Origin of the sequence: Pseudoflavonifractor phocaeensis, assembly GCF_016901955.1 — a bacterium.
GTDB lineage: Bacteria > Bacillota > Clostridia > Oscillospirales > Oscillospiraceae > Flavonifractor > Flavonifractor phocaeensis_A.
In genome coordinates this window covers 1-22,375 of the sequence record NZ_JACJLC010000052.1, presented here as the reverse complement: position 1 = coordinate 22,375, position 22,375 = coordinate 1, and the positions used below count along the sequence as shown (strand labels likewise).

Sequence of the window (22,375 nt, the reverse complement as noted above, 5' to 3'; positions counted from 1 at the left end):
TGACAATGGCTGAATTCCATAAAAGCGGCCCTTTGAGCCGTTTTTATGGAATCGCGCGGCTGCCGCCGCGCGAATAAACCGATGTTCGGTTTATTCATCAGACATTATCTTATACCAAACCACAGGAGCGATGCAACCATGTCGGAAGAAAAGACCAATGTGATGCGGGTCCTGGACCAGAAAAAGATCCCTTACACGCCCCACTGGTTTGACCCCAAGGGCGTGCTGGACGGAGGCACCGCCGCCGCCCTCATGGGCAAGGACCCGTCCACCGTATACAAGACCCTGGTGACCCAGGGCGCCAGCAAAAAATACTACGTCTTTGTGGTGCCGGTGGAAAAGGAGCTTGATCTGAAGGCGGCGGCCAAGGCTGTGGCTGAGAAGTCCATCGAAATGATCCGCCAGGCCCAGCTGCTTCCCCTCACCGGATATATCCACGGGGGCTGTTCCCCGGTTGGGATGAAAAAGCAGTTCCCCACCGTATTTGACCAGAGTGCCGAAGCGCTGGACACCATCACCGTCAGCGCCGGAAAGATCGGCGCCCAGGTAGAGCTGGCTCCCGTTCCTCTGGCGGCCCTGGTCCGGGGGCGCTTTGCCCCGGTGGCAAAATAATTTTGGGAACAGAGGGAACCTTTTGTCCGCGGCCCCGTCTAAGGTGGTGAAAACAATTCCGCAAGGAGGACACCACCTATGAAAAAGCTCGGCGCCGCCGCTCTGGCCCTTACTCTGGCCGGAGCCATGACTCTCCCCGCGCTGGCCGCGGAGGAGACCCCCATCCTCATCTCCGCCCAGGTTTATCCCACCTCCATCACGCTCAACGGAGAGGCCCTGGACACTGAAAAACTGCCCGCCGTGGACGGCAGCCTGCTGCCCATGCGTTTGCTGGCCGAGGCCGATCACGGCAGCGCCTACTGGGATCAGGAGGGCAATCAGGGCTGGTTCACCTTCGGCAGCGACCAGATCACCGTGAACTTTGCCGACAACTCCGTCACCCTTAACGACGAGCCGCTGGAGGTGGAAGGAGTAGAGGTGCGCGCCGGCGTCACCTTCATCTCCTCCGACGTGCTGACCGCCCTGGAGGGCTATTCCGTCACCTGGGCTGACTCCGCCGTGGACATCACCACCCCCAACAACGATCCCCTGGTGAAGCTGGCCTATTCCATTCAGGATGTCTCCGAATCCTTTGGTATGCGGGCCGATGAGACTTTGCTGGCCGAGGCTTACAAGATCCCTGTGGACCAGTTTGAGGAGATTGTAGCCTTCTTCCCCATGATCACCAGCCCCGACACCGTGGTGGTGGGCAAGCTGACGGAGGGCGCAGACCAGCAGGCGGTGGCCGACGCCCTGGAGGCCTACCGGCAGAGCCAGGAGGACACCTTCTCCTGGTACCTGTCCCAGCACCTGCCCAAGGTGCAGGACGCCCGCACCGTTTTTGAGAACGGCTACTTCCTCTTCCTCATCGGCGAGAACGCCGACCAGGGGGAGCAGCTCTTCCGGGACTTTGTAGCCGCCCAGGATTGATCCGCTCTTTTTGCAAGGCTCCGCTTTTGCGGGGCCTTGTTTTTTTGCCCCAGTGCCGATATAATGCTGATAAGGAGGGATCACCATGGAACAAACTCCCATCGGGACCGCCGCCCAGACCCTGGAGGAGCTGCGGGCCTGCTACGCCAGCTTTCTGGAGGCCCTGACCCAGCGCAGCGCCGTGGACGTGGGCGAGGCCTTCGCCTTTTTCATCAGCCCCTACGGCAACCCCCGCCTGTCCCAGACCATGGACGAGTTCGCCCCGGCGGTGGCCGGGCTGGCGGAGGGGCTGGCCGCCCAGCTGACAGGCTGTCCCCCGGAGGACGCCGACGCCCTGGCCGCCCAGGCCCTGGAGCTGATGCTGTTTTACCCCATGCCAGGAGACCACATGCTGGAGTTCTCCCTGGCCGCCCTGGAGGGGAGCGCCCAGCCCCTGCTCTCCTTCCTGGCCGCCCAGCGGCGGCAGGAGCTGGCGGAGCGGTACGCCAAGCGCACCAAGCCCCGGAAAATGCTGCCCAACCAAAAGAAGATCTGGAAGGCCCTGTCCAGGGGCTGACCGAAAACCCGCCCAGGGACTCCGCCGCCGGATCGGCAGCGGGGTCCCTGCTTTTTGGGCAAACTGCCGTCATATTTGCGCCGTTTTCCGTTTTCATGCCGTCCCCGGCAAAAACACTATGCAGCTTGCATAGTGTTTTTGTTTCAAATACCGCGTTATTTTTTCAAATATTCTTTTATTTTATATCAATAAGTTCTCATTTTTTGCTTCGGTATCTTGACAAGGGGGCTCCGCTGCTTTAAGATTAACTTAAGGATCTGTCCGGCGGCAGGGCCTGGATACGGACCGGAAGCCGGGCGCGAAAAGGAGGAATCTGCATGAAAAAACGTATCCTGAGCACGCTGCTGGCCCTGGTACTGGTACTGGGCGCCATATCCCCTGCCCTGGCGGCGGGCATGGAGTCCTTCCAGCCCGAATACGACGACTTTGAGGGCAAATTTACCGACCTGACCGCCGGGGCCTGGTATATGGAAAGCGTCCAGACCGCCTATGAGCTGGGCCTGATGCTGGGCACCAGCGGCTCCACCTACTCCCCCGACGGCAGCATCAGCATCGGCTCCGCCATCGCCCTGGCCTGCCGGCTCCACAGCATCTACTACACCGGCCAGGGCAGCTTCGTCCAGGGTGACCCCTGGTACCAGGTGTACGTGGACTATGCCCTGGAAAACGGCATCATCACCCAGGGCCAGTTTGCAGACTACAACGCCAACGCCACCCGGCGGGAGTTTGCCGCCATCCTGGCCAGGGCCCTGCCCGCCGAGGCCCTGCCCGCCATCAACACGGTGGAGGACGGAGAGATCCCCGACCTGGCCGCCGGCTCCGCCAACTATGACGACATCTACATGCTCTACCGGGCGGGGATCCTGACCGGCAGCGACAATTACGGCACCTTTGCTCCCGAGACCACCATCGGCCGCTCCTCGGTGGCCGCCATTGTGGCCCGGATGGCCGTGCCCGACCTGCGCAGGAGCTTTGTCCTGGAGCATGCCGTCACCGGCATCACCCTGAACAAGAGCACCCTGGGTCTGGGCGTAGGCGCCACAGAGACCCTCACCGCCACCGTCTCCCCCTCTGACGCCACCGACAAGACGGTGACCTGGACCTCCTCCAACACCGACGTGGCCACCGTCTCGGGCGGCGTGGTCACCGGCAAGGCGGTGGGCAGCGCCACCATCACCGCCGCCACCACCAACGGCAAGACCGCTACCTGCACCGTCACCGTCAGCCAGATGGGTACCCTGGCCAACCCCTACAAGGCGGACGGCTCGGTGACCATCCCCTATCAGGAATACTCCTTTTATCCGGTGAAAAACATCCGCATCAACTGCGTGGGCGAGCTCTCCGGCGACGCGGCCGCCGCCCTGGCCCAGTCGGAGAACCAATTCAACGACACGCCCAACGCCAACCAGGAGTGGCGTTTCCTGGAATTTGATGTAACCTACGTCTCCTGTGAGGGCGAAGAAGAGGTTCTGGAGGCCTCGAAGATTATTTATGATGACACCTTTTTCGCCACCTCCGGCAGCCGTGTCAATGTGGCGGATACGGCCACATTGAGTAACTATTTCAGCGGCTACGGCATCTACGATGTGGAGCTCTACCCCGGCGCCACCGGAAAGGTGGTCATCGGGCTGCTCATGAACAAGAACGCCGGCGACCTGCTGCTCCGGGTGCCCTATAACGAAGGAGATTCCGTCCACTGGGTGCTGTGCGCCCCCGGCACCGCCGGCAGCCTGTCCGACGCCAACGCCGGCACCCCCGGCGGCACAGGCACCACCAAAGGCTACGGCCAGGTGAAGGGCACGGTCACCTGGAAGTACAATGAGTTCGTGGGCGTCCGCGGAGACGACGGCTCAAGCATCATGCTCATTCCTGATAACGACGACGTCATCAACTACGACAACAAACTGGCTGCCATGCTGGCATCGGGGATGGATTACGAGAGCGGGATCCTGGTCACCAAATGCAACGGGTACGGCGAATTCGACTTTGGCGACCGGGTCCCCGCCGGAACCTACCGGTGCCTGATCGTCTCCAAAAATACCACATCCGGATACAGATTCACCAATGAAGAAGGCTGGAGTGCCGAAATCGACCAGATCTTCGGAAAATACTTTAACAGCGACGACCTGGAAACCCTGAAGCTGTTCCTTGGCTTCCAGAACATTGTCACGGATACGGTCACGGTGGAGCAGGGGAGATGCCTCACGCTCTCCCATGACTTTGGGTACACCTACATCTGATCCCGTCCCCGGAACCACTGACTCCGCCCGAGATAAACTGAAATAAGGCAAGGGGTCCTGTTGCAAACTAACGCAGCAGGACCCCTTGCCTGTTATATATTTACTTCATCAGGGAGCACACCAGCTCGGTATACCCCGCCGGGTCGGCCAGGGGCAGGCCGGCGATGAGCTGGGCCTGGGCGTAGAGCAGCCTGGCGTACTTGGCGGCCAGCTCCTTGTCCTCCGCCACCGCCCGCTTCAGGGCGGCGAAAGCCTCGCTCTCCGGGTTGAGCTCCAGCACCCGCTGGGCCTTCATGGTGCCGGCGTTCTCCGGATCCACCTTCTGGAAATATTTCTCCATCTCCAGGGTGATGGGGCCGTCGGCGGTGAGGCAGACGGCGCCGCTCTTCAGCAGCTGGGACACCCGGGCCTCCTTGATCTCCTCTCCCAGGGTCTCCTTCAGGAAGTCCAGCACCTCCTTGCTCTCCTCCGCCTTCTTCTCCAGGTCGGCCTTCTCCTCATCGGTCCGGGGCAGGGCGTCGTCGTCGTCCACCGACTTGAAGGCCTTGCCGTCCACCTCCCCCAGGGCGTTGACCACGAACTGGTCGGCCTCGGCGGTGAGGTAGAGGATCTCGTACCCCTTGTCCCGGATGCGCTCGGCCTGGGGCAGCTTGGCCAGCTGGCCCACGTCCTCACCGCAGGCGTAGTAGATATACTGCTGGTCCTCAGCCATCCGCTCCCTGTACTCGGCCAGGGTGGTGAGCTTGCCCTCCTTGGAGGAGAAGAAGAGCAGCAGATCCTTCAGCAGCTCCTTGTGGGCGCCGTAGTCGGCCACCACCCCCATCTTGATCTGGGGGCCGAAGGCCTTCCAGAAGGTCTTGTACTTCTCCCGGTCCTCCTTCTGGAGCTTGAGCAGCTCGCTCTTGATCTTCTTCTCCAGGTTGGTGGCGATGATCTTCAGCTGCCGGGTGTGCTGGAGCATTTCACGGGAGATGTTCAGGGAGAAGTCCTGGGAATCCACCACGCCCTTGACGAACCGGAAGTGGTCGGGCAGCAGGTCGGCGCACTTGTCCATGATGAGCACCCCGGAGGAGTAGAGCTGCAGGCCCTTCTGGTACTCCCGGGTGTAGAAGTCGAAGGGGGCGTGGGAGGGGATATAGAGCATGGCCTTATACTCCACCATGCCCTCGGCGGACACGTGGATCACGGAGAGGGGGTCCTCCCAGTCGCCGTACTTCTCCTTGTAGAACTGGTTGTACTCCTCCGCCTTCACCTCGCTCTTGGGCCGCTGCCACAGGGGCACCATGGAGTTGAGGGTCTCCCAGGCGTCGTAGTCCTCCCACTCCGGCTTGTAGTCGTCGCCGGCATCCTCGGGCCGGGGCTTCTGGCGGGACTTGTGCATAAGCATCTCAATGGGGTAGTGGATATAGTCGGAGTACTTCTTCACCAGCTCAGACAGGCGGTACTGCTCCAGGTACTCGTCGTAGTGGTCGTCCTCGGTGTTGGCCTTGATGTGGAGGACGATGTCGGTGCCCACGGTCTCCTTCTCGCAGGGCTCGATGGTGTAGCCGTCCGCCCCGTCGGACTCCCACCGCCAGGCCTGGTCGGAGCCGTAGGCCCTGGAGGTGACGGTGACCTTGTCGGCCACCATGAAGGCGGAGTAGAAGCCCACGCCGAACTGCCCGATGATGTCGGTGGTGTCCCCCTCGGTCTTCTCCCCCTTGGCCAGCTCCTCCTTGAACTGGAGGGAGCCGCTGCGGGCGATGGTGCCCAGGTTGCTCTCCAGCTCCTCCTTCGTCATGCCGATACCGTTGTCGCTGATAGTGAGGGTGCGGGCGATCTGGTCGGGGGTGAGGACGATCTTCAGCTGGGACCGGTCCACTCCCACCTTATCGTCGGTGAGGGCCTTGTAGGCCAGCTTGTCCATGGCGTCGCTGGCGTTGGAGATGATCTCCCGAAGGAAGATCTCCTTGTGGGTGTAGATGGAGTTGATCATCAGGTCCAGCAGCCGCTGGGACTCCGCTTGGAATTGCTTTTTCTCCATGATGGTGGATGCCTCCTGTATATGAAGTGTTTTTAAAAAACATAGCGTTAGCACTCATCTTATCCGAGTGCTAACGCTATCATAATCCTTCGTGCGCAAAATTGCAAGGGGGTTCAAGGATTGTTTACAAATAGAGCCGGCCTCACAGCCAGTTCAGCAGGGCGGCCACATAGTCCCGCAGCTTTTTGCTGGAGGCCACGCACAGGAGCACCAGCGCCAGGCCCAGCAGAAAGGCCCACAGGTTGTCCTCGGTGTAAAACCCAAAGCCCAGCAGGGCCACACCCAGTACCGCAATGCCTTTTTTCAGCCTGTCCATGGTGTTCCTCCTATTTCCCCACGCAGAACCGCTCAAAGATCCGGGCGGTAATGTCCTCCCGGATATTGGAACCGGTAAGCTCCCCCAGGGCGGACAGTGCCTCCTCCACATCGGTGAGGAGGGCATCGGGGGTGACTCCCAGCTCCAGGCTGGCCAACCCCCGGGCCACGCTGTCCAGAGCGCGCTTGGCGGCTCCGGCCTGCCGGGCGTTGGACAGCAGCTCCCCCGCCGCCCCGGCGCCAACCGTGGGAAAACGCTCCGCCACCAGCTCCCCCAGCTTGCCCAGCCCCTGGCCGGTTTTGGCGCTCACCTCCACCATGGGAGGCATGGGATCCAGCTCCAAAGGCGGACAGGAAGCGGCGGACAGATCCTCCTTGGTCCACACCAAAATGGTGGGGGCCTGGGCCATGGCCTGCTTCAGCAAAGCCACATCCTCCTCCCCCACCGGGGCGGAGCTGTCCCACAGCACCAGGATGAGAGCGGCTTCCTCCAGGGCAGCCCTGCTGCGCTCCACCCCTATGCGCTCCACCGCGTCGTCGGTGTCCCGGATACCGGCGGTGTCGATGAGCCGAAGGGACACGCCCCCCAGCACGCATTTGGCCTCCACCGTGTCCCGGGTGGTGCCGGGAATATCGGTGACGATGGCCCGGTCATATCCCACCAGGGCGTTGAGGAGGGAGGACTTGCCCGCGTTGGGCCGTCCGGCCAGCACGCAGGGCACCCCGCCGGCGATGTACTTCCCCCGGTCATAGGTGGCCAGCAGGGCCTTGAGCTCCCCCTCCGCCCGGCTCAACCCGGCACGGATGGTGTCCGCCCGAAAGGGATCGATGTCCTCATCGGGGTAGTCCAGCACAGCGTGGAAGTGGGCCAGCAGATCCACCAGACCGTCGTAGATGGCGGCCACCCGGCGGCTCAGAGCCCCGGACAGCTGGCCTGCCGCCTGACGCACGGCGGCGGGGGTCTCGGCGTCGATGAGATCGGCCACCGCCTCCGCCTGAGTCAGGTCCAGCCGGCCGTTGAGGAAGGCCCGGCGGGTAAACTCCCCCGGCCAGGCCTGCCGGACCCCCTGAGCAAAGAGGGCCTCCAGCCCCAGGGCCAGCACCGCAGGTGAGCCGTGACACTGGAGCTCGGCAGTGTCCTCCCCGGTGTAGCTGTGGGGACCCCGGCTGTAGGTGGCCAGGGCCTGGTCAATGGGGGCCCCGTCGGGGCCGTACAGGGTGCCGTACACCAGGGCATGGGGCGGGCAGTTCTCCAGGGCCTTCCCGTTGGCGGGGCGGAACACCGCCGAAGCGGCCGCCACCGCCTCCGGCCCGCTGAGGCGCAGGATGCCAATGGCGCTGGGCGCCGGCGAAGTGGCGATAGCCGCAATGGTATCAGACATGGCGTGTTCCTCCCTTGTGTCCCTTGTGTCAAGCCCGGGTAAAACTTTGGCGATTCTGCCGTTGAATTTCCCCTTGACGTTTTTTATGTCACCTGAAAGATGAATATCTCCCGTTTTCCACCGATGTGGACAAGTGTGGAAAACCCTGTGGACAATGTGGAAAACCCTGCGGGAGCGGAGTTTTCCCACCGGCAGATTCGTCTCCTCTTTGCATATGGTTTTGTATACACCCTGCCAAATACAAATTAGTGAAACAAAATCTTTATTAGCTTGCATAAAAAAATTTCATCATTTTCCACGGGAACCTCTTGCGCCCCCCGGGCAGCCATGATAGGATTACCCTGTGGTAACCAGGCACAGAGCCCGGGCCCGCTCCAGCAGCTTGGTGTACACTCCGTCCATCTGCCACTCTTGGGTGAGCTCCAACAGCCGGTCCGCTGGCAGCCAGGCCACCCCGGTGTTCTCTCCCTCCCGGTGTCGGAGGGGATCGGCCTCATCCGCCGTCAGAAGATAGGTAACGTTCAGGTGTTGGTGGGAGGGCACCCACTCCCCCCGCTTCACATGGCCCCACACCGGCAGAATATCCAGGGAGGCCACGGCGGGGCTGAGGGGGCGGACGTGCTCTATTCCGGTTTCCTCCCGTGCCTCCCGCAGGGCTACCGCCAGCAGGTCCGGGTCCCCGTCTGCGTGGCCGCCGGTCCAGGCCCACACCTGGTACAGGTTGTGGTGAGCCATGAGCACCTTGGTGCAGCCGGCGTTGACCACAAAACCGGAGGCGGTGAAGTGGGCGATCTTGTTGGCCCGGGTGAGGATATCCCCGGGAAAGCGTCGCAAATAGTCCAGGATCATCTCCTTGTCCCCAGCCTCCTGCTGGGTCTGGGGCACATAGGCCTCGATTTCCTCCCGATACATCACTTCACCCTCTCATAGGTCACATAGCGGAAGGTCAACCCCTCATGGGCCTGGGGCTCCCCCTCCTCCACCACCCGCCATGCGGGATCGGCGTCCAGGTCAGGGAAGAAGGCGTCAGCGGGCCAGGTCCTGTCGATCTTGGTGATATAGGCCCTGTGGCACCGGCCCAGCAGGGCCTGGTACACGCTCTCTCCCCCAATGACAAAGGCATCCGCCGGGGCTGCGGCCAGCAGGCTGTCCAGATCGTGGAACACCTCCGCCCCCGCCGGGGCGAAGGAGGTATCCCGGGAGAGCACCAGATTGATCCGGTTTTTCAGGGGCCGGCCCCCGGGAAAGGTGGCCAGGGTCTTGCGGCCCAGGATGACGGCGTGGCCGGTGGTGAGGGCCTGGAACCGTTTCAGATCAGCGGGGATGTAGCACAGCTGATCCCCGTCCTTGCCGATGGCCCAGTTTTGGTCCACCGCCGCAATGAGATTCATAATCGCTCCTCCTTATACCGCCACCGGAATGGGCTGGTCCAGGGTGTGGAACCGATAGCCCTCCAGCCTGAAGCTGTCCTTGGTAAAAGAGTAAAAATCGGTGACGGCCGGGTCCATCCACAGCTTGGGGGCCTCATAGGGAGTACGGGCGATGATCTCCTCTACCACCGGCACGTGGCGGTCATAAATATGGGCGTCGGCAATGACATGGACCAGTTCTCCCGCCTCCAAACCGGACACCTGGGCCAGCATGTGGACCAGGGCGGCGTATTGCATCACGTTCCACCCGTTTGCGGTAAGCATATCCTGGGACCGCTGGTTGAGGATGGCGTTGAGGGTGCGCCCGCTGACGTTGAAGGTCATGGAGTAGGCGCAGGGGTAAAGTGCCATCTCGTGGAGGTCGTGATGGTTGTACAGGTTGGTCATGATCCGGCGGGAGGCCGGGTTATGCTTCAGATCGTAGAGCACCCGGTCCACCTGGTCAAACTCTCCCTCGGGGTATTTGTGCTTCACCCCCAGCTGATAACCGTAGGCCTTGCCGATGGAACCGCTCTCGTCGGCCCAGGCATCCCAGATGTGGCTGTTCAGGTCGTGGATGTTGTTGGACTTCTTCTGCCAGATCCACAGCAGCTCGTCCACCGCGCTCTTGAAAGCCATTCGGCGGATGGTCTGGACGGGAAACTCCTCCCGCAGGTCATACCGGTTGACGATCCCGAATTTCTTCACCGTATGGGCGGGGGCGCCGTCCTCCCACCGGGGGCGCACCTGCTGATCGGTGTCCCACACCCCGTGGGAGAGGATATCTTTGCAATTTTGAATAAACAGCTCGTCGGCGCGGCTCATAGCGTACCTCCCATGTATCATCGCAATTTGCGTTTTTCTTCCAATTATAACGTATCAGGAGTGTGACCAGTACCATGAACGATGCACCCGCTTCCGGCTCCGCCACCACATCCCATCAGTTTCGCTTCCACATCGGCCTGCGCAACCTGAAAACCGCCCTGTCCGCCTCCCTGTGCGCCCTGCTCTACTATTTCTTCCTCAGTGAGCGCAACCCCACCTTCGCCTGTATCGGCGCCATCTTTGGCATGGGGGCCAACATGGACCACTCCAAGCTCCACGGGGGCAACCGGCTCTTCGGCACCATCATCGGCGGCCTGCTGGGGATGGGGCTGTTCCGGATCTACCTGATCTTCTACCCCGATGGGGAGAGCCGGCTGCTGCTGGTACCCCTCCTGTTCGTGGGGGTGGTGATCCTCATCATCCTGGCCCAGTTCTTCTGGGTGGGGGCAGTACAGCCCGGAGGCGTGGTGCTGTGCATCGTGCTCTTCAACACCCCGGTGGACACCTACGTGTCCTATGCCCTGGACCGGATGTTTGACACTGCCATGGGGGTGGCCATGTCCCTGCTCATCAACTACCTTCTCCCCCGGGAGCGGCTGGAGCCTTGGGCAGAAAAATTTAAGGCAAAATTCCAGCGATGACCGGCCCCTCCAGTACCTCACCCAACAGGCCTTCGCCATGAAGGCCTGTTATTTTTACATCCCGGATCACATTGTGTAATCCCTCTCCGGGGGCAAACACCTCGGTGTAGTTGGGGGCGTGGCCCCGCCACAGCCCCTCCTTCTCCTCCTCGAAGAGCACCGGCAGGGTCTGTCCCACCCAGCTCTCCAGCCAGGTCTGGTGGAGCCCACGGGCCACCTCTCCCGCCCGGTGAGCCCGGTCCTCCTTCACGGCGTTGGGGCACTGCCCGGCCATGGCGGCGGCGGGGGTGCCGGAACGACGGGAATAGGGGAAGATGTGCATGGCGGAGAAGGCGCACTTTTTGACAAATTCCAGGGTCTGCTCAAACTCCTCCTCGGTCTCTCCGGGGAAACCCACGATGAGGTCCGTGGTGATTCCGGGGCGGTCAAAGTATTCCCTCAGTAATCTGACGCTCTCATAATACCGCACGGTATCATATTTCCGGTTCATCCGCTTTAATACGCTGTCGCAGCCCGACTGCATGGACAGGTGAAAGTGGGGGCACAGGTTGGAGAGGGCCGCCCCCCGGCGGCAGAAGTCCTGGGTAATGGTCCTGGGCTCCAAAGAACCCAGCCGCACCCGGCAGCCCGGGGCGGCGGCGCACACCGCCTCGATGAGGTCCACGAGCTCCGGCTTCCCCTCCAGGTCCCGCCCCCAGGAGGAGATCTCAATGCCGGTGAGTACCAGCTCCTGATATCCCTCTTCCGCCAGCCTGGCAGCCTCAGCAGCGGCCTCAGCGGTGGGCAGGGAGCGGATAGGCCCCCGGGCGTAGGGGATGATGCAGTAGGAGCAGAAGTTGACGCAGCCGTCCTCCACCTTCAGCATGGCCCTGGTGCGGCCCTCCAGTCCTCCGGCGGGCAGCCGCTCGAAGGCGCGGCGGCGGAGGGCGTCGTCCACCGCCACCACCTGGCCCCCGTCAGGACTCAGGGCCTCCAGCCGGTCCAGAAAACCCATGCGGTCGTTGGTGCCCATCACCAGGTCTACCTCCAGGGCCTCCACTGCCTGGGGATCGGTCTGGGCGTAGCAGCCGCACACCGCCACAATGGCGTGAGGGGATCGCTTGCGGGCCTGTCGGATCATCTGCCGGGACTTCTTATCGCTGACAGCGGTAACGGTACAGGTGTTGATAATGTAGGCGTCGGCCTCCCCGTCAAAGGGTACCAGGGTGTGGCCCCGGCGGGTAAGCTCGGCCTCCATGGCCTGGGTTTCGTACTGGTTGACCTTGCAGCCCAGAGTGTAGATGGCAGCGCGCATAGGAATTCCTCTCCGTGGGCGCTTTCCTGTTGAAAAAAGCCCCACCTGTGACTATAATAATGTCTGCCGAATAAACCGAAAATCGGTTTATTCACGCGGCGGCAGCCGCGCAATTCCATAAAAACGGCTCAGAAGAGCCGCTTTTATGGAATTCAGCCATTGTTACAATGCGTATTTCCACTGGCGCGTCGAAACGCGTCAGTGGAAGGTGCAAGGTTTTTTGGACAAAATTGTCTAAAAATCTTGCACTTGAACAAAGCCATCTGGTCTTGAAAGCCTTGGTTTTCAAGGCTTGTGGCTTTGTTCAGTACGTATTATAATAAAAGCAATATGGTGCTTTCCCTATTATACGGGAATCCCACCGCATTTCAAGATAAAAATCCGCTCCAGGAGGTGCCTCATGTCAGAATTTCAGCTCTCCCTTGCCTCCATCGAGGAGGTCCGCCAGTTCGTCAATGCCGCCACCCGCTCCCCCTGCGAGGTGGACGTGTGCGCCGGCCGCTACGTGGTGGACGGCAAATCCATCATGGGGCTGTTCTCCCTGGACCTCTCCCACCCGGTGACCATCCGGGTCCATGGAGGGGAGGGAGACCGGGAGGCCTTCCGCCAGGCAGTGGAGAATCTGCTGGCCAAGTGACGCAAAGGGGCCTGTTGCAAAATAACGCAACAGGCCCAACTTTTGTCATCCTGAGCGTAAGCGAAGGATCTTTTCTGCCGGTTTGTCCGTCACGGAAAGATTCTTCGCCCCTGCGGGGCTCAGAATGACAGGTGCATTTGATTTTGCAGCAACCCGTTTTCAGTCCTGGATGTAGGCCCGCACCCGGAGAGTGGCTCCCAGGGATTCCGCCATGGCCCGGCAGCGGTCGATCTCCTCCGGGGTCTTGTCCTTGTCCACGATGGTCATGACTACCTGGGGCACGTGGGCGGCGGCCTTTCGGGTGAAGTCCAGCATGGCCTCCCAGGCCTTCTCCCCGTCCCTTGGCCGGGTGACGGCGCAGTACTCCTCCGCCGTGGAACCGTTGAGGGAGATGGAGAGGGTATCGATGCGCCCGGCCAGCTCCGGCGTCACGTCCCGGCCGTGGATCAGGTTGGCGTGACCGTTGGTGTTGATGCGCACCGGGGGCAGGTTTTTGACCTGCTCCTTCAGCCGGTCCACCAGCCACAGGATATCCTCCACCCGGTACATGGGCTCCCCAAAGCCACAGAACACCAGCTCCCGGTACTGGGTATAGTCCCGGGCCAGCAGGTTTTCCAGGGCCTCCTCCCGGCTGGGCTCGTGCTCCAGCCACAGATCGTCGGCGTAGATGGACCCCTTGTGGCCATTGTGCCGCAGGCAAAAGACGCAGGAACAGTCGCATTTGTTGGTGAGGTTGACGTACAAAGCGCCCTCATATTCGTAGGAAATGGTCTCCATAAGATCGACTCCTTTTCACAGATTCCCGGGGCGTCCGGAGGCCGCCCCCTACCCAATTTCAGCGTACCGGGCCCTACCGTCAACCGATGCTGAAGAACCGTTTTCCGTTCTCCAGAGTGGCCACCAGCACCTCCACCGGGGTGAGGCCCTTCAGCTGGGCCACCTTCTCCGCCATCAGGGGGATGAGGGTGGAGTCGCACCGGCGGCCCCGGTAGGGCTCGGGGGCCATGTAGGGGGCGTCGGTCTCCAGCATGAGCCGGTCCAGGGGCAGCCAGGTGAGGATCTCCGGGGCCCGGCGGGCATTGTGGAAGGTGATGTTCCCGGTGAAGGAGAGCATCCAGCCCCAGTCCACCGCCCGTTTGGCGTCCTCCGGACCCAGGGCGCAGCAGTGGAACACCCCCCGGGCGTTGGGATGGGCCTTCACGATGTCCATGCAGTCCTTGTGGGCGTCCCGGTCGTGGACGATGGCAGGCAGATCCAGCTCCTCCGCCAGGGAGAGCTGGGCGTCAAAAAAGTCCCGGGAGCGGGCCCGGTCCTCCGGGGTCTTGACCCAGTAGTAGTCCAGGCCGATCTCACCCACCGCCACGCACTTCTCATGGGCGCACAGGGCCTTTACCTGGTCCAGGTGGGACAGCTCCGCCCCCTCCAGGTTTTCCGGATGGAAGCCGGCGGCAAAGTAGAGATAGGGGTACCGCTCCGCCAAAGCCAGGGACTGCCGGGCGCTGTCCAGGTCGCACCCGGGGCACACCACCAGGTCCACCCCCCGCTCCGGCAAGGAGGAGAGCAGGGCGTCCCGGTCGGCGTCAAAGGCATCGTCGTAATAATGGGCGTGGGTATCAAAGATCATAGGGGCCTCCCGCTGTGTTTTTTCTCATCATACTCCCTTTTTCCCCTGTTGACAAGGGGTGGTCCCTGTGCTATACTGCCGCTGTGATACGGGGATGAGGTCCTCCCGGGGCGTAAGCCCAAACCGCCGTCTGGCTGATGACTTCTGCATATGTTGCAGGGGGCATTGGCTTTTTTTGTGCCCTCTGGAAAGGGTGTTGTGTGTTATGTTAACTAGTTTGGGTTTCGTCCTGCTGCTGGGCCTGGCTCTTGGTGCTCTGGCGGTACGCCTGCGGCTGCCCTCCCTGGTGGGGATGCTGCTGGCAGGTATTTTACTGGGTCCCTATGTCCTGAACCTGCTCTCCCCCGCCCTGCTGGACATCTCCGCCGACCTGCGGCAGCTGGCCCTGGTGATCATCCTCACCCGGGCAGGGTTGAGTCTGGATCTGGCCGACCTGCGCCGGGCGGGGAGACCCGCCATCCTCATGTGTTTTCTTCCCGCCACCTTTGAGATGCTGGGCATGGTGGTACTGGCCCCCCGGCTGCTGGGGGTGAGCCCCCTGGACGCCGCCATTATGGGTGCGGTGGTGGGGGCGGTGTCCCCCGCCGTCATCGTCCCCCGGATGCTCCGTCTGATGGAGGAGGGCTACGGCACCGCCAAGGGTATCCCCCAGATGGTGCTGGCGGGGGCCTCGGTGGATGACGTGTTCGTCATCGTCCTGTTCACCTCCTTCACCGGCATGGCCCAGGGAGGCGCCTTCTCCCCTGCCGCCCTGGCGGGGGTGCCGGTGTCCATCCTCCTGGGGGCCGTCTTTGGCCTGGGGGTGGGCTATGTGCTGGCCACCTTCTTTGCCCAGTTCCACATGCGGGACTCGGCAAAGGTGGTCCTCCTGCTGGGCCTGGCCTTCCTGCTGGTGGCCCTGGAAGATGTGATTCCCGTTCCCTTCTCCGGCCTGCTGGCGGTGCTGGGGGCCGGTCTGGGTCTGCGCCGGCGGCGGCTGGTGGTGGCCCAGCGGCTTACCGCCAAGTTCGGAAAGCTGTGGGTTGGAGCGGAAATCATGCTCTTTGTGCTGGTAGGAGCGGAGGTCAACCTGCCCTACGCCGCCGCCGCTGGACTGGCTGCTGTGGCCACGGTGCTGGGCGTGCTGTGCTTCCGGGCCCTGGGGGTGCTGCTGTGCGTGGCCGGAAGCCGCCTGAACCGCCAGGAGCGGCTGTTCTCTGTGCTGGCCTATCTGCCCAAGGCTACTGTCCAGGCCGCCATCGGCGGGGTGCCCCTGGCCATGGGCCTGGGCTGCGGCCAGATCGTCCTCACCGTGGCGGTGATCGCCATCCTGGTCACCGCTCCCCTGGGGGCCTTTGCCATTGATCTGACCTACCGCAAGCTGCTCACCCGGGACAAGTAGGCCAAACGCAAAAAGTGCCCCGGGACATGCCCAGGGCACCGTATTATGATATGTAGGTCTCAGAGCTGGCCGCTTTCCCGGAGGGTCCGGCGCAGACGGCTAAGGGTCACCTGGGTCATGCCCAGGAAGGAGGCGATATGCTTGCCGGAGATCTGCTGATGAAGCCCGGGATAGGTACGCATGAACCACTGGTAGCGCCGGGTGGCATCATACTGATGCATGGCCGTCTTTACGCCCCAGTGCTGCGCCAGGGCCTTTAGCAACATTTTGGTATACAGCTGGTACAACTGAGGGTACTCCTCCAACAGCTCCGTAACCAGGGCGATGGGCACCTCCACCACTTGACAATCAGTCAGACATTCGATGCTGATACTGGTGGGCTCCCCAAGGCCCAGACAGGCCATGGCGGGCGAACCCGCCTCATAGGCAAAGCAGTCCGTGATGTCCCTGCCGTTGGCATCCAGGAAATAGCCCCGCAGCAGGCCGGATAGCAGGAAGTCCAGCTTGGCGGGAATCTCCCCCTCCTTGCACAGGAACTGACCTTTCTTTAGACTCACCACCTGGGAGGCTTCTTCCAGCCGCTGAAGTATGGTCTGGTCAGTCAGCTCAAAAACGTCCTGAAACAATTCCCTTGCCTGCATGTCTATCCCCCCATTAGCCACGCGGCGGAGCAAACATCGCCGCCGCGCTGTTAGACTGATTGCCCACAGCATCGGGTGCCCGCAGACATTTTTCCTATTGTACCATATCTTCCCTGAAAGTTACATTATCTCACGTTAATTTTTTCAAATTTAAGGAACTATTTTAACCATAAACTGCCATGGCGCGCCAGTTTCCTGGCGTGCCATGGCAGTTTTCGCATATTATCTAAAGTATTCCGCGCCGCTCTCCAGCAGAGGCTGGTGCTTGTCGCCGGGGATGTTCCGGCCCACAAAGGCGCCGTACCGCTCCGAGTGGCCCATCTTGCCGAATACCCGGCCGTCGGGGGAGAAGATGCCCTCGATGGCCAGCGCGGAGCCGTTGGGGTTCACATCAATATCCATGGAGGGGACCCCGGCGGCGTCCACATACTGGGTGGCCACCTGGCCGTTGGCGATGAGGGCAGAGAGCACATCCCGGGGGGCCACAAACCGGCCCTCGCCGTGGGAAATGGGGATGGCGTGGAGGTCGCCCACCTGGGACTTCAGCATCCAGGGGGAGTTGACCGAGGCCACCCGGGTGGTGACGTACCGGCTCTGGTGGCGGCCGATCAGGTTGTAGGTCAGGGTGGGGCAGCTGTCGTCCATGTCCCGGATCTCGCCGTAAGGCACCAGGCCCAGCTTGACCAGGGCCTGGAAGCCGTTGCAGATGCCCAGCATCAGGCCGTCCCGGTGTTTGAGCAGGTCGTGGACCGCGTCGGTGATGGCGCTATTGCGGAAGAAGGAGCAGATGAACTTGGCGGAGCCGTCGGGCTCGTCGCCGCCGGAGAAGCCGCCGGGGATAAAGACCATCTGTGCCTTGCGGATGGCCTTCTCCAGGGCCTTGGCGGAGTCCTCCAGCCCGGCGGCGGTCAGGTTGCGCACCACCACGATCTCGGGCTCCAGCCCCGCCCGCAGGCAGGCCCGGGCGGAATCGTACTCACAGTTGGTGCCGGGGAATACAGGGATGACCACCCGGGGCCGGGCCACCTTGCTCTTGCACACGGCGGGGGAGCGCTCCGTCCAGGAGATGGGCTCCACAGGGGCCGGCTTGCCCGCCCGGGTGGGATAGACCTTCTCCAGCACGGACTCGTTGAGGGAGAGCAGCTCATCAATGGGGGCGGAGTCGCCATTGACGGTGATGACCGCCTCAGCGGTGGTGTGGCCGATGAGCAGGCCGCCGTCACAGTCCCCGGTGAGCTGGGCCACGATGGCGCCGGGCATGGGGGTATCCCAGTCCAGATCGGTGTCCACGCTGGCAAAGCCGATGCCGTTGCCGAAGGCCATATTCATGACCGCCTCGCCCAGGCCGTTCTCCACCGCCCAGGCAGCCTCCACCTTGCCCGCCTGATGGAGGGCATGGAAGGTGGTCCAGGCCGACTTGCTGTCCTCAGAGGTGAAGAGGTACACCGGCTTGCCGGCGGACTTGAACTCGGGAGAGAGCACCTCCCCGGCCTTGATGGGGGCAATGGCAAAGGAGATGAGGGTGGGGGGCACATCCAGGTCCAGGAAGGAGCCGGACATGGAGTCCTTGCCGCCGATGGCGGCGCAGCCCAGCTCCAGCTGGGCGTCCAGGGCGCCCAGCAGAGCGGCAAAGGGCTTGCCCCACCGCTGGGGATCGGTGCGCAGCTTCTCAAAGAACTCCTGGAGGGTCAGATAGGCCTTTTCATAGTCGGCGCCCGCCGCCACCAGCTTGGCTACAGAAGTGTACACCGCGGAGCGGGCCCCGGCGTAGGGATCGGCGGACAGCTGATCCGGGTCGCAGCCCCAGGCCATCACGCTGGCCTGATCGGTCTCCTGGTCAGGCTCCACGGGGAAGAGGGCGGCCATGGCCTGGGCGGGGGTGCGCTGGGTCTTGCCGCCAAAGGGCATGAGCACGCTGCCCGCACCGATGGAGCCGTCGAACCGCTCGGTGAGACCCCGGCGGGAGGCGGACTTCAGGCTGGCGGCCATCTCCCGCAGGGTACGGAACTTCTTGTCCCCCTTGGGGGCGGACACCTGGTCCACCTGGACCTGGGCGTACTTCACTGCGCCGTTGGTGTTGAGGAAGGCCCGGGACAGGTTGGCCACGGTCTGGCCCTTCCAGGTCATGACCATCCGGGGGCTCTCGGTGACGGTGGCCACCTGGTAGGCCTCCAGGTTTTCCATGGCGGCGAAGTCCATCAGGGTCTGGGCGTCCTCCGGGGCCACCACCACCGCCATCCGCTCCTGGGACTCGGAGATGGCAATCTCGGTGCCGTCCAGGCCGTCGTATTTCTTACGCACGGCGTCCAGGTCAATGGCCAGGCCGTCGGCCAGCTCGCCAATGGCCACGGAGACGCCGCCGGCGCCAAAGTCGTTGCACCGCTTGATGAGCCGGGTCACGTTGGGATCCCGGAAGAGCCGCTGGAGCTTGCGCTCCTCAGGGGCGTTACCCTTCTGCACCTCGGAGGCCATGGTGTCCAGGCTCTTCAGGTTGTGGCTCTTGGAGGAGCCGGTGGCCCCGCCGATGCCGTCCCGGCCGGTGCGGCCCCCCAGCAGGATGACCACGTCCCCGGGGGCAGGCACCTCCCGGCGCACATGGTCGGCGGGGGCGGCTCCCACCACCGCGCCGCACTCCAGGTGCTTGGCGATGTAGCCCTCGTGGTAGAGCTCGGCCACGTGGCCGGTGGCCAGGCCGATCTGGTTGCCGTAGGAGGAGTAGCCCGCCGCCGCGGTCTGGGCAATCTTCCGCTGGGGCAGCTTGCCCTCCAGGGTATTCTCAACCGGTACCCCGGGGTCGCCGCAGCCGGTGAGGCGCATAGCCTGGTGGACGTACACCCGGCCGGAGAGAGGGTCCCGGATGCAGCCGCCGATGCAGGTGGCGGCGCCGCCGAAGGGCTCGATCTCGGTGGGGTGGTTGTGAGTCTCATTCTTGAACATCAAGAGCCAGTCCTGCTCCTTGCCGTCCACCAGGGATGGGACGTGGATAGAACAGGCATTGATCTCCTCGCTCTGGTCCAGCTCGGGGAGCAGGCCCCGCTTTTTCAGCACCTTGGTGCCGATGGTGGCCACGTCCATCAGGGTCTGGGGCCGTTTGGCGGCCTTCTCCTCCCCGTAGACCTCCACCCGGGCGGCCAGATAGCGGTCATAGGCCTCCTTCACCTGGGGCTCGGCAATGTCTACCCCCTCCAGGTGGGTGGAGAAGGTGGTGTGGCGGCAGTGGTCGGACCAGTAGGTATCCACCACCCGCACCTCGGTAAGGGTGGGATCTCGCTTCTCCTCGTCCCGGAAGTAGGCCTGAAGAAAGGTGAGATCCGCCAGGTCCATGGCCAGACCGTACCCTTCCAGCAGCTCCTCCAGCCCCTTCTGATCCAGGGCGGTGAAGCCTTCCAGCACCGGTACCGCTCCAGGCTCAGGGTACTGCTGGCGGAGGGTGTCCGGCTTGTCCAGCACAGCCTCCCGGCTCTCCACCGGGTTGATGAGGTAGCCCTTCACCTTGGCGATGTCCCCGTCGGACAGGGCGCCGGACAGCACGTACACCGTGGCCGCCCGCACCATGGGCCGCTCGCCGCCGGTGAGCATCTGGACACACTGGGCGCAGGAGTCCGCCCGCTGGTCATACTGGCCGGGCAGAGCCTCCACCGCCAGGATCACGTGCTCCCCCTCAGGGGCGGGCATGGTCTCGTCCCACAGGTCGTCCACCTGGGGCTCGGACAGGATGGTGGTCCGGGCGGCCTGATAGGCCTCCTGCTCCACCCCCTCCACGTCGTACCGGCGGATCACCCGCACCCCGGCAAGTCCGGTCACCCCCAGAGTGCCGGTGAGCTCGGAGAGCAGATGACCGGCCTCCACGTCAAAGCCCGGCTTTTTTTCCACAAAGCAGCGAAATACCTTCCCCATAGAAATCCCCCGTTCCGCCGCCATGGGCGGCTTCTGTAATGTGTCCGGCTCCCGCGGATGGAGAGGCTCCATCCTGCCCCGCGGGGCCGCCCGGCAGGGCGGCACACCGGTTTTGCCCGGCCATAGGCCGGGTTTGTCTCTCTTTTAACTATAGCACGGCAACGCACTCAGCGGCAATAGAGAATCACCGCCCGGGCGGAGGCTTTGGGAAAATTGCCGGAAAAGTCCCCGGAGGGCCCCGCTTCTTCTGCCCATTGTTCTGACACCGCCAAAGTGTTTACTTTGATGGGAGATTGTGCTATATTGAAGAATAGACCTTTGGATCCGACATCCGGAGGAATTTGTGCGGAGACCGGTCAGGCCTTGTTTAAATATTGGCGATATACCCATTTTTAACAGGGCCTGGGCTTCGCCAAGGAGTGTGTGTTATGTATTGTCCAAAATGTGGTACCCAGCTGCCGGATGACTCTGTATTCTGCAGCTCCTGCGGCGCCCAGATTGGCGCGCCCGCAGGGTCCGCCTCTTCCGGCGCATCCACCGCCGCGTCCAACGCCGCGGCGGCCGCTGCCGCCAACGCCGCCGCCGCCCGGGCCGCGGCAAGGGCCGCTACCCAGAGCTCTGTGTCCTTCCTGAAGGACTACATGCAGAATCCCGCCGCCGCGGCCAAAACCCTGCTGGATCAGCACAGCCTGACCGTTCCCCTGATCCTGCTGGTCATCCAGGCCATCGTGGGAGGCCTGGTGCTGTTCTCTTTCCTGTCCGGCGTGTGCAACACCATCAAGGATCTGATCTTCAGCTTTATGGGTATGACCAGCCTTTCCTCCTACAGCTCCATACCCAAGATCGGCCCCTCCTTCTTCATGAGCCTGCTGTTCGGTATCCTCATCGCCGTGGTAGCCATCCTGGTCTTCGCCGCCCTGCTGTTTGCCCTGTGCAAGCTCACCGGCGTCACCTGCGGCTTCCAGGACGTGCTCATCGTCTGTGGCGCTCACAGCACCTTCGTCACCGTGCTGCTGCTCATCAGCTTCCTTCTGTTTTTCCTGAACCTGAATCTGGGTCTCCTTTTCTTCGTGGGCGCCCTTTTGGCGTGGGCCATCACGGGAGTGCTCTCCGTACAGTCTCTGACCACGGACAGTTCCGCCAAGACCTGGATCCTCTACATCGTGGTGGCCCTGATCACTGTGGTGATCGGCTATTTTGTGGCCACCAAGGCCATGGGTGGCGCGGTGAAGGCGATCTCCATCAGTGTCATGGGTGAAAGTCACACCATTGGCGAGGCCATGGAGATCGCTAACATTGAGAATTTTGAGGACATCTTCATGCAGGCAATAAGTCAGCTGGACTGAGCCATCTGTTTTTGTTGTTACAGAACGAACAGCCTCCGCTGCCCTTCCCACAAAATAAAACGGGGCCTGCCGCGCGTGCGCGGCAGGCCCCGTTTTATCGGATGCAACGGCGGTCTACTCCTTATCCTGGAGTACGCTGTCTCCCTGCCCGGGCACAGGGACACGGAACTCCTGTTCTCCCATATAGCCCGGGGCAATCTCATATTTTTCAAAAACGATCACCGGTGTGCCGTCCTGGTCCAGGTAGAACCGCTGGTCGTCGGCGATGGTCTGGAACCCCCCCTGATCCGGAGCAAAATAGATCATATCGGATTCCTGGCTCCGGCGTGCGATCTCCTCCGAAACGGCGGTATTGATGATATTTTTATAATCCGATCCATAAATATCACGAAGTGTTATCTCTTTCCCCGCCTGGAGATCAATGTTATAGGTGTAATATTCGGTATAAGCCGAGGCCAGGGTCTCTGTCTTGGTAAGGACAAAGGAGAGATACTGGTCGTTCTGGCACTTGATCTCATAGTCCACGCTGATGGCAATGGGCATAAAATCCTCCGGGTCCCCGCCGGTATCCACATAGGCCTGTCTGGTCTCCCGGGCCCGGTCCTCCGCCTCCTGGAGCACCTGATCGATGCGGGTGGAGATC

20 protein-coding genes and 1 riboswitch are annotated in these 22,375 nt (G+C 62.4%); of the genes, 8 read left to right on the top strand and 12 right to left on the bottom strand.

Going from position 1 to position 22,375, the window contains the following annotated elements:
• The first annotated feature begins 138 nt into the window (after positions 1 to 138).
• From ybaK to H6B51_RS11630, 4 genes are all read left to right on the top strand, one after another.
• The gene (gene ybaK, locus H6B51_RS11645) at positions 139 to 612 is read left to right on the top strand and encodes a Cys-tRNA(Pro) deacylase (RefSeq protein ID WP_204883853.1); all 474 of its coding nucleotides are present in this window, start codon (positions 139 to 141) and stop codon (positions 610 to 612) included.
• Between the two features lie 78 nt (positions 613 to 690).
• Positions 691 to 1,521: a DUF4358 domain-containing protein gene (locus H6B51_RS11640; RefSeq protein ID WP_204883852.1), complete on the top strand. Its 831-nt coding sequence runs from the start codon at positions 691 to 693 to the stop codon at positions 1,519 to 1,521.
• Between the two features lie 85 nt (positions 1,522 to 1,606).
• On the top strand, positions 1,607 to 2,077 hold the full coding sequence (locus H6B51_RS11635) for a hypothetical protein (RefSeq protein WP_204883851.1): 471 nt from the start codon (positions 1,607 to 1,609) through the stop codon (positions 2,075 to 2,077).
• Positions 2,078 to 2,394: 317 nt separating this feature from the next.
• Positions 2,395 to 4,317 (top strand): Ig-like domain-containing protein, encoded by a 1,923-nt coding sequence (locus H6B51_RS11630; protein WP_243421272.1) that lies wholly within the window; start codon positions 2,395 to 2,397, stop codon positions 4,315 to 4,317.
• A 100-nt stretch (positions 4,318 to 4,417) separates the two neighbouring features.
• On the opposite strand, the gene htpG is transcribed toward H6B51_RS11630, so the two are convergent.
• The 6 genes from htpG to thyA all read right to left on the bottom strand — a co-directional run bounded on the left by htpG (position 4,418) and on the right by thyA (position 10,271).
• On the bottom strand, positions 4,418 to 6,340 hold the full coding sequence (gene htpG / locus H6B51_RS11625) for a molecular chaperone HtpG (RefSeq protein ID WP_204883850.1): 1,923 nt from the start codon (positions 6,338 to 6,340) through the stop codon (positions 4,418 to 4,420).
• Between the two features lie 142 nt (positions 6,341 to 6,482).
• A complete protein-coding gene (locus H6B51_RS11620; RefSeq protein ID WP_204883849.1) occupies positions 6,483 to 6,656 on the bottom strand; it encodes a hypothetical protein in 174 nt (57 codons plus the stop codon).
• 10 nt (positions 6,657 to 6,666) lie between these two features.
• Positions 6,667 to 8,037 carry a tRNA uridine-5-carboxymethylaminomethyl(34) synthesis GTPase MnmE gene (gene mnmE, locus H6B51_RS11615; RefSeq protein ID WP_204883848.1) on the bottom strand — a complete coding sequence of 457 codons (1,371 nt, stop codon included), beginning with the start codon at positions 8,035 to 8,037 and terminating at the stop codon, positions 6,667 to 6,669.
• Positions 8,038 to 8,373: 336 nt separating this feature from the next.
• Positions 8,374 to 8,949: an NUDIX hydrolase gene (locus H6B51_RS11610; protein ID WP_204883847.1), complete on the bottom strand. Its 576-nt coding sequence runs from the start codon at positions 8,947 to 8,949 to the stop codon at positions 8,374 to 8,376.
• Positions 8,949 to 9,428 (bottom strand): dihydrofolate reductase, encoded by a 480-nt coding sequence (locus H6B51_RS11605; protein WP_204883846.1) that lies wholly within the window; start codon positions 9,426 to 9,428, stop codon positions 8,949 to 8,951. Before H6B51_RS11605 ends, H6B51_RS11610 begins: the two co-directional genes overlap by 1 nt.
• A 12-nt stretch (positions 9,429 to 9,440) precedes the next feature.
• Positions 9,441 to 10,271, bottom strand: coding sequence for a thymidylate synthase (thyA, locus tag H6B51_RS11600; protein WP_204883845.1), 831 nt, complete (start codon positions 10,269 to 10,271; stop codon positions 9,441 to 9,443).
• Positions 10,272 to 10,345: 74 nt separating this feature from the next.
• Here thyA and H6B51_RS11595 point away from each other — a divergent pair, with 74 nt between their 5' ends.
• Positions 10,346 to 10,912 carry an FUSC family protein gene (locus tag H6B51_RS11595; RefSeq protein WP_204883844.1) on the top strand — a complete coding sequence of 189 codons (567 nt, stop codon included), beginning with the start codon at positions 10,346 to 10,348 and terminating at the stop codon, positions 10,910 to 10,912.
• Here the strand turns inward: H6B51_RS11595 and mtaB are convergent.
• The gene (mtaB, locus tag H6B51_RS11590) at positions 10,890 to 12,206 is read right to left on the bottom strand and encodes a tRNA (N(6)-L-threonylcarbamoyladenosine(37)-C(2))-methylthiotransferase MtaB (protein WP_204883843.1); all 1,317 of its coding nucleotides are present in this window, start codon (positions 12,204 to 12,206) and stop codon (positions 10,890 to 10,892) included. The two genes, H6B51_RS11595 and mtaB, sit on opposite strands and share 23 nt — an antisense overlap.
• A gap of 400 nt (positions 12,207 to 12,606) precedes the next feature.
• Here mtaB and H6B51_RS11585 point away from each other — a divergent pair, with 400 nt between their 5' ends.
• Positions 12,607 to 12,843, top strand: coding sequence for an HPr family phosphocarrier protein (locus tag H6B51_RS11585; protein WP_204883842.1), 237 nt, complete (start codon positions 12,607 to 12,609; stop codon positions 12,841 to 12,843).
• 159 nt (positions 12,844 to 13,002) lie between these two features.
• On the opposite strand, the gene H6B51_RS11580 is transcribed toward H6B51_RS11585, so the two are convergent.
• A complete protein-coding gene (locus H6B51_RS11580; RefSeq protein ID WP_204883841.1) occupies positions 13,003 to 13,620 on the bottom strand; it encodes a TatD family nuclease-associated radical SAM protein in 618 nt (205 codons plus the stop codon).
• Positions 13,621 to 13,699: 79 nt separating this feature from the next.
• Positions 13,700 to 14,467, bottom strand: coding sequence for a TatD family hydrolase (locus H6B51_RS11575; protein WP_204883840.1), 768 nt, complete (start codon positions 14,465 to 14,467; stop codon positions 13,700 to 13,702).
• An 81-nt stretch (positions 14,468 to 14,548) separates the two neighbouring features.
• Positions 14,549 to 14,621: riboswitch (Fluoride riboswitch) on the top strand.
• Between the two features lie 51 nt (positions 14,622 to 14,672).
• Here H6B51_RS11575 and H6B51_RS11570 point away from each other — a divergent pair.
• Positions 14,673 to 15,848, top strand: coding sequence for a cation:proton antiporter domain-containing protein (locus tag H6B51_RS11570; RefSeq protein ID WP_204883839.1), 1,176 nt, complete (start codon positions 14,673 to 14,675; stop codon positions 15,846 to 15,848).
• 59 nt (positions 15,849 to 15,907) lie between these two features.
• Here H6B51_RS11570 and H6B51_RS11565 read toward each other — a convergent pair whose 3' ends face one another.
• Positions 15,908 to 16,489, bottom strand: a complete 582-nt coding sequence (locus H6B51_RS11565) for a Crp/Fnr family transcriptional regulator (protein WP_204883838.1) — start codon at positions 16,487 to 16,489, stop codon at positions 15,908 to 15,910.
• 222 nt (positions 16,490 to 16,711) lie between these two features.
• The gene (locus H6B51_RS11560; RefSeq protein ID WP_204883837.1) at positions 16,712 to 20,386 is read right to left on the bottom strand and encodes a phosphoribosylformylglycinamidine synthase; all 3,675 of its coding nucleotides are present in this window, start codon (positions 20,384 to 20,386) and stop codon (positions 16,712 to 16,714) included.
• Between the two features lie 428 nt (positions 20,387 to 20,814).
• Between H6B51_RS11560 and H6B51_RS11555 the strand changes: the two genes are divergently transcribed.
• Positions 20,815 to 21,732: a zinc ribbon domain-containing protein gene (locus H6B51_RS11555; RefSeq protein ID WP_204883836.1), complete on the top strand. Its 918-nt coding sequence runs from the start codon at positions 20,815 to 20,817 to the stop codon at positions 21,730 to 21,732.
• A gap of 114 nt (positions 21,733 to 21,846) precedes the next feature.
• Here the strand turns inward: H6B51_RS11555 and H6B51_RS11550 are convergent.
• The coding region (locus H6B51_RS11550; RefSeq protein ID WP_204883835.1) for an RsiV family protein at positions 21,847 to 22,375 on the bottom strand (529 nt) is incomplete at its 5' end.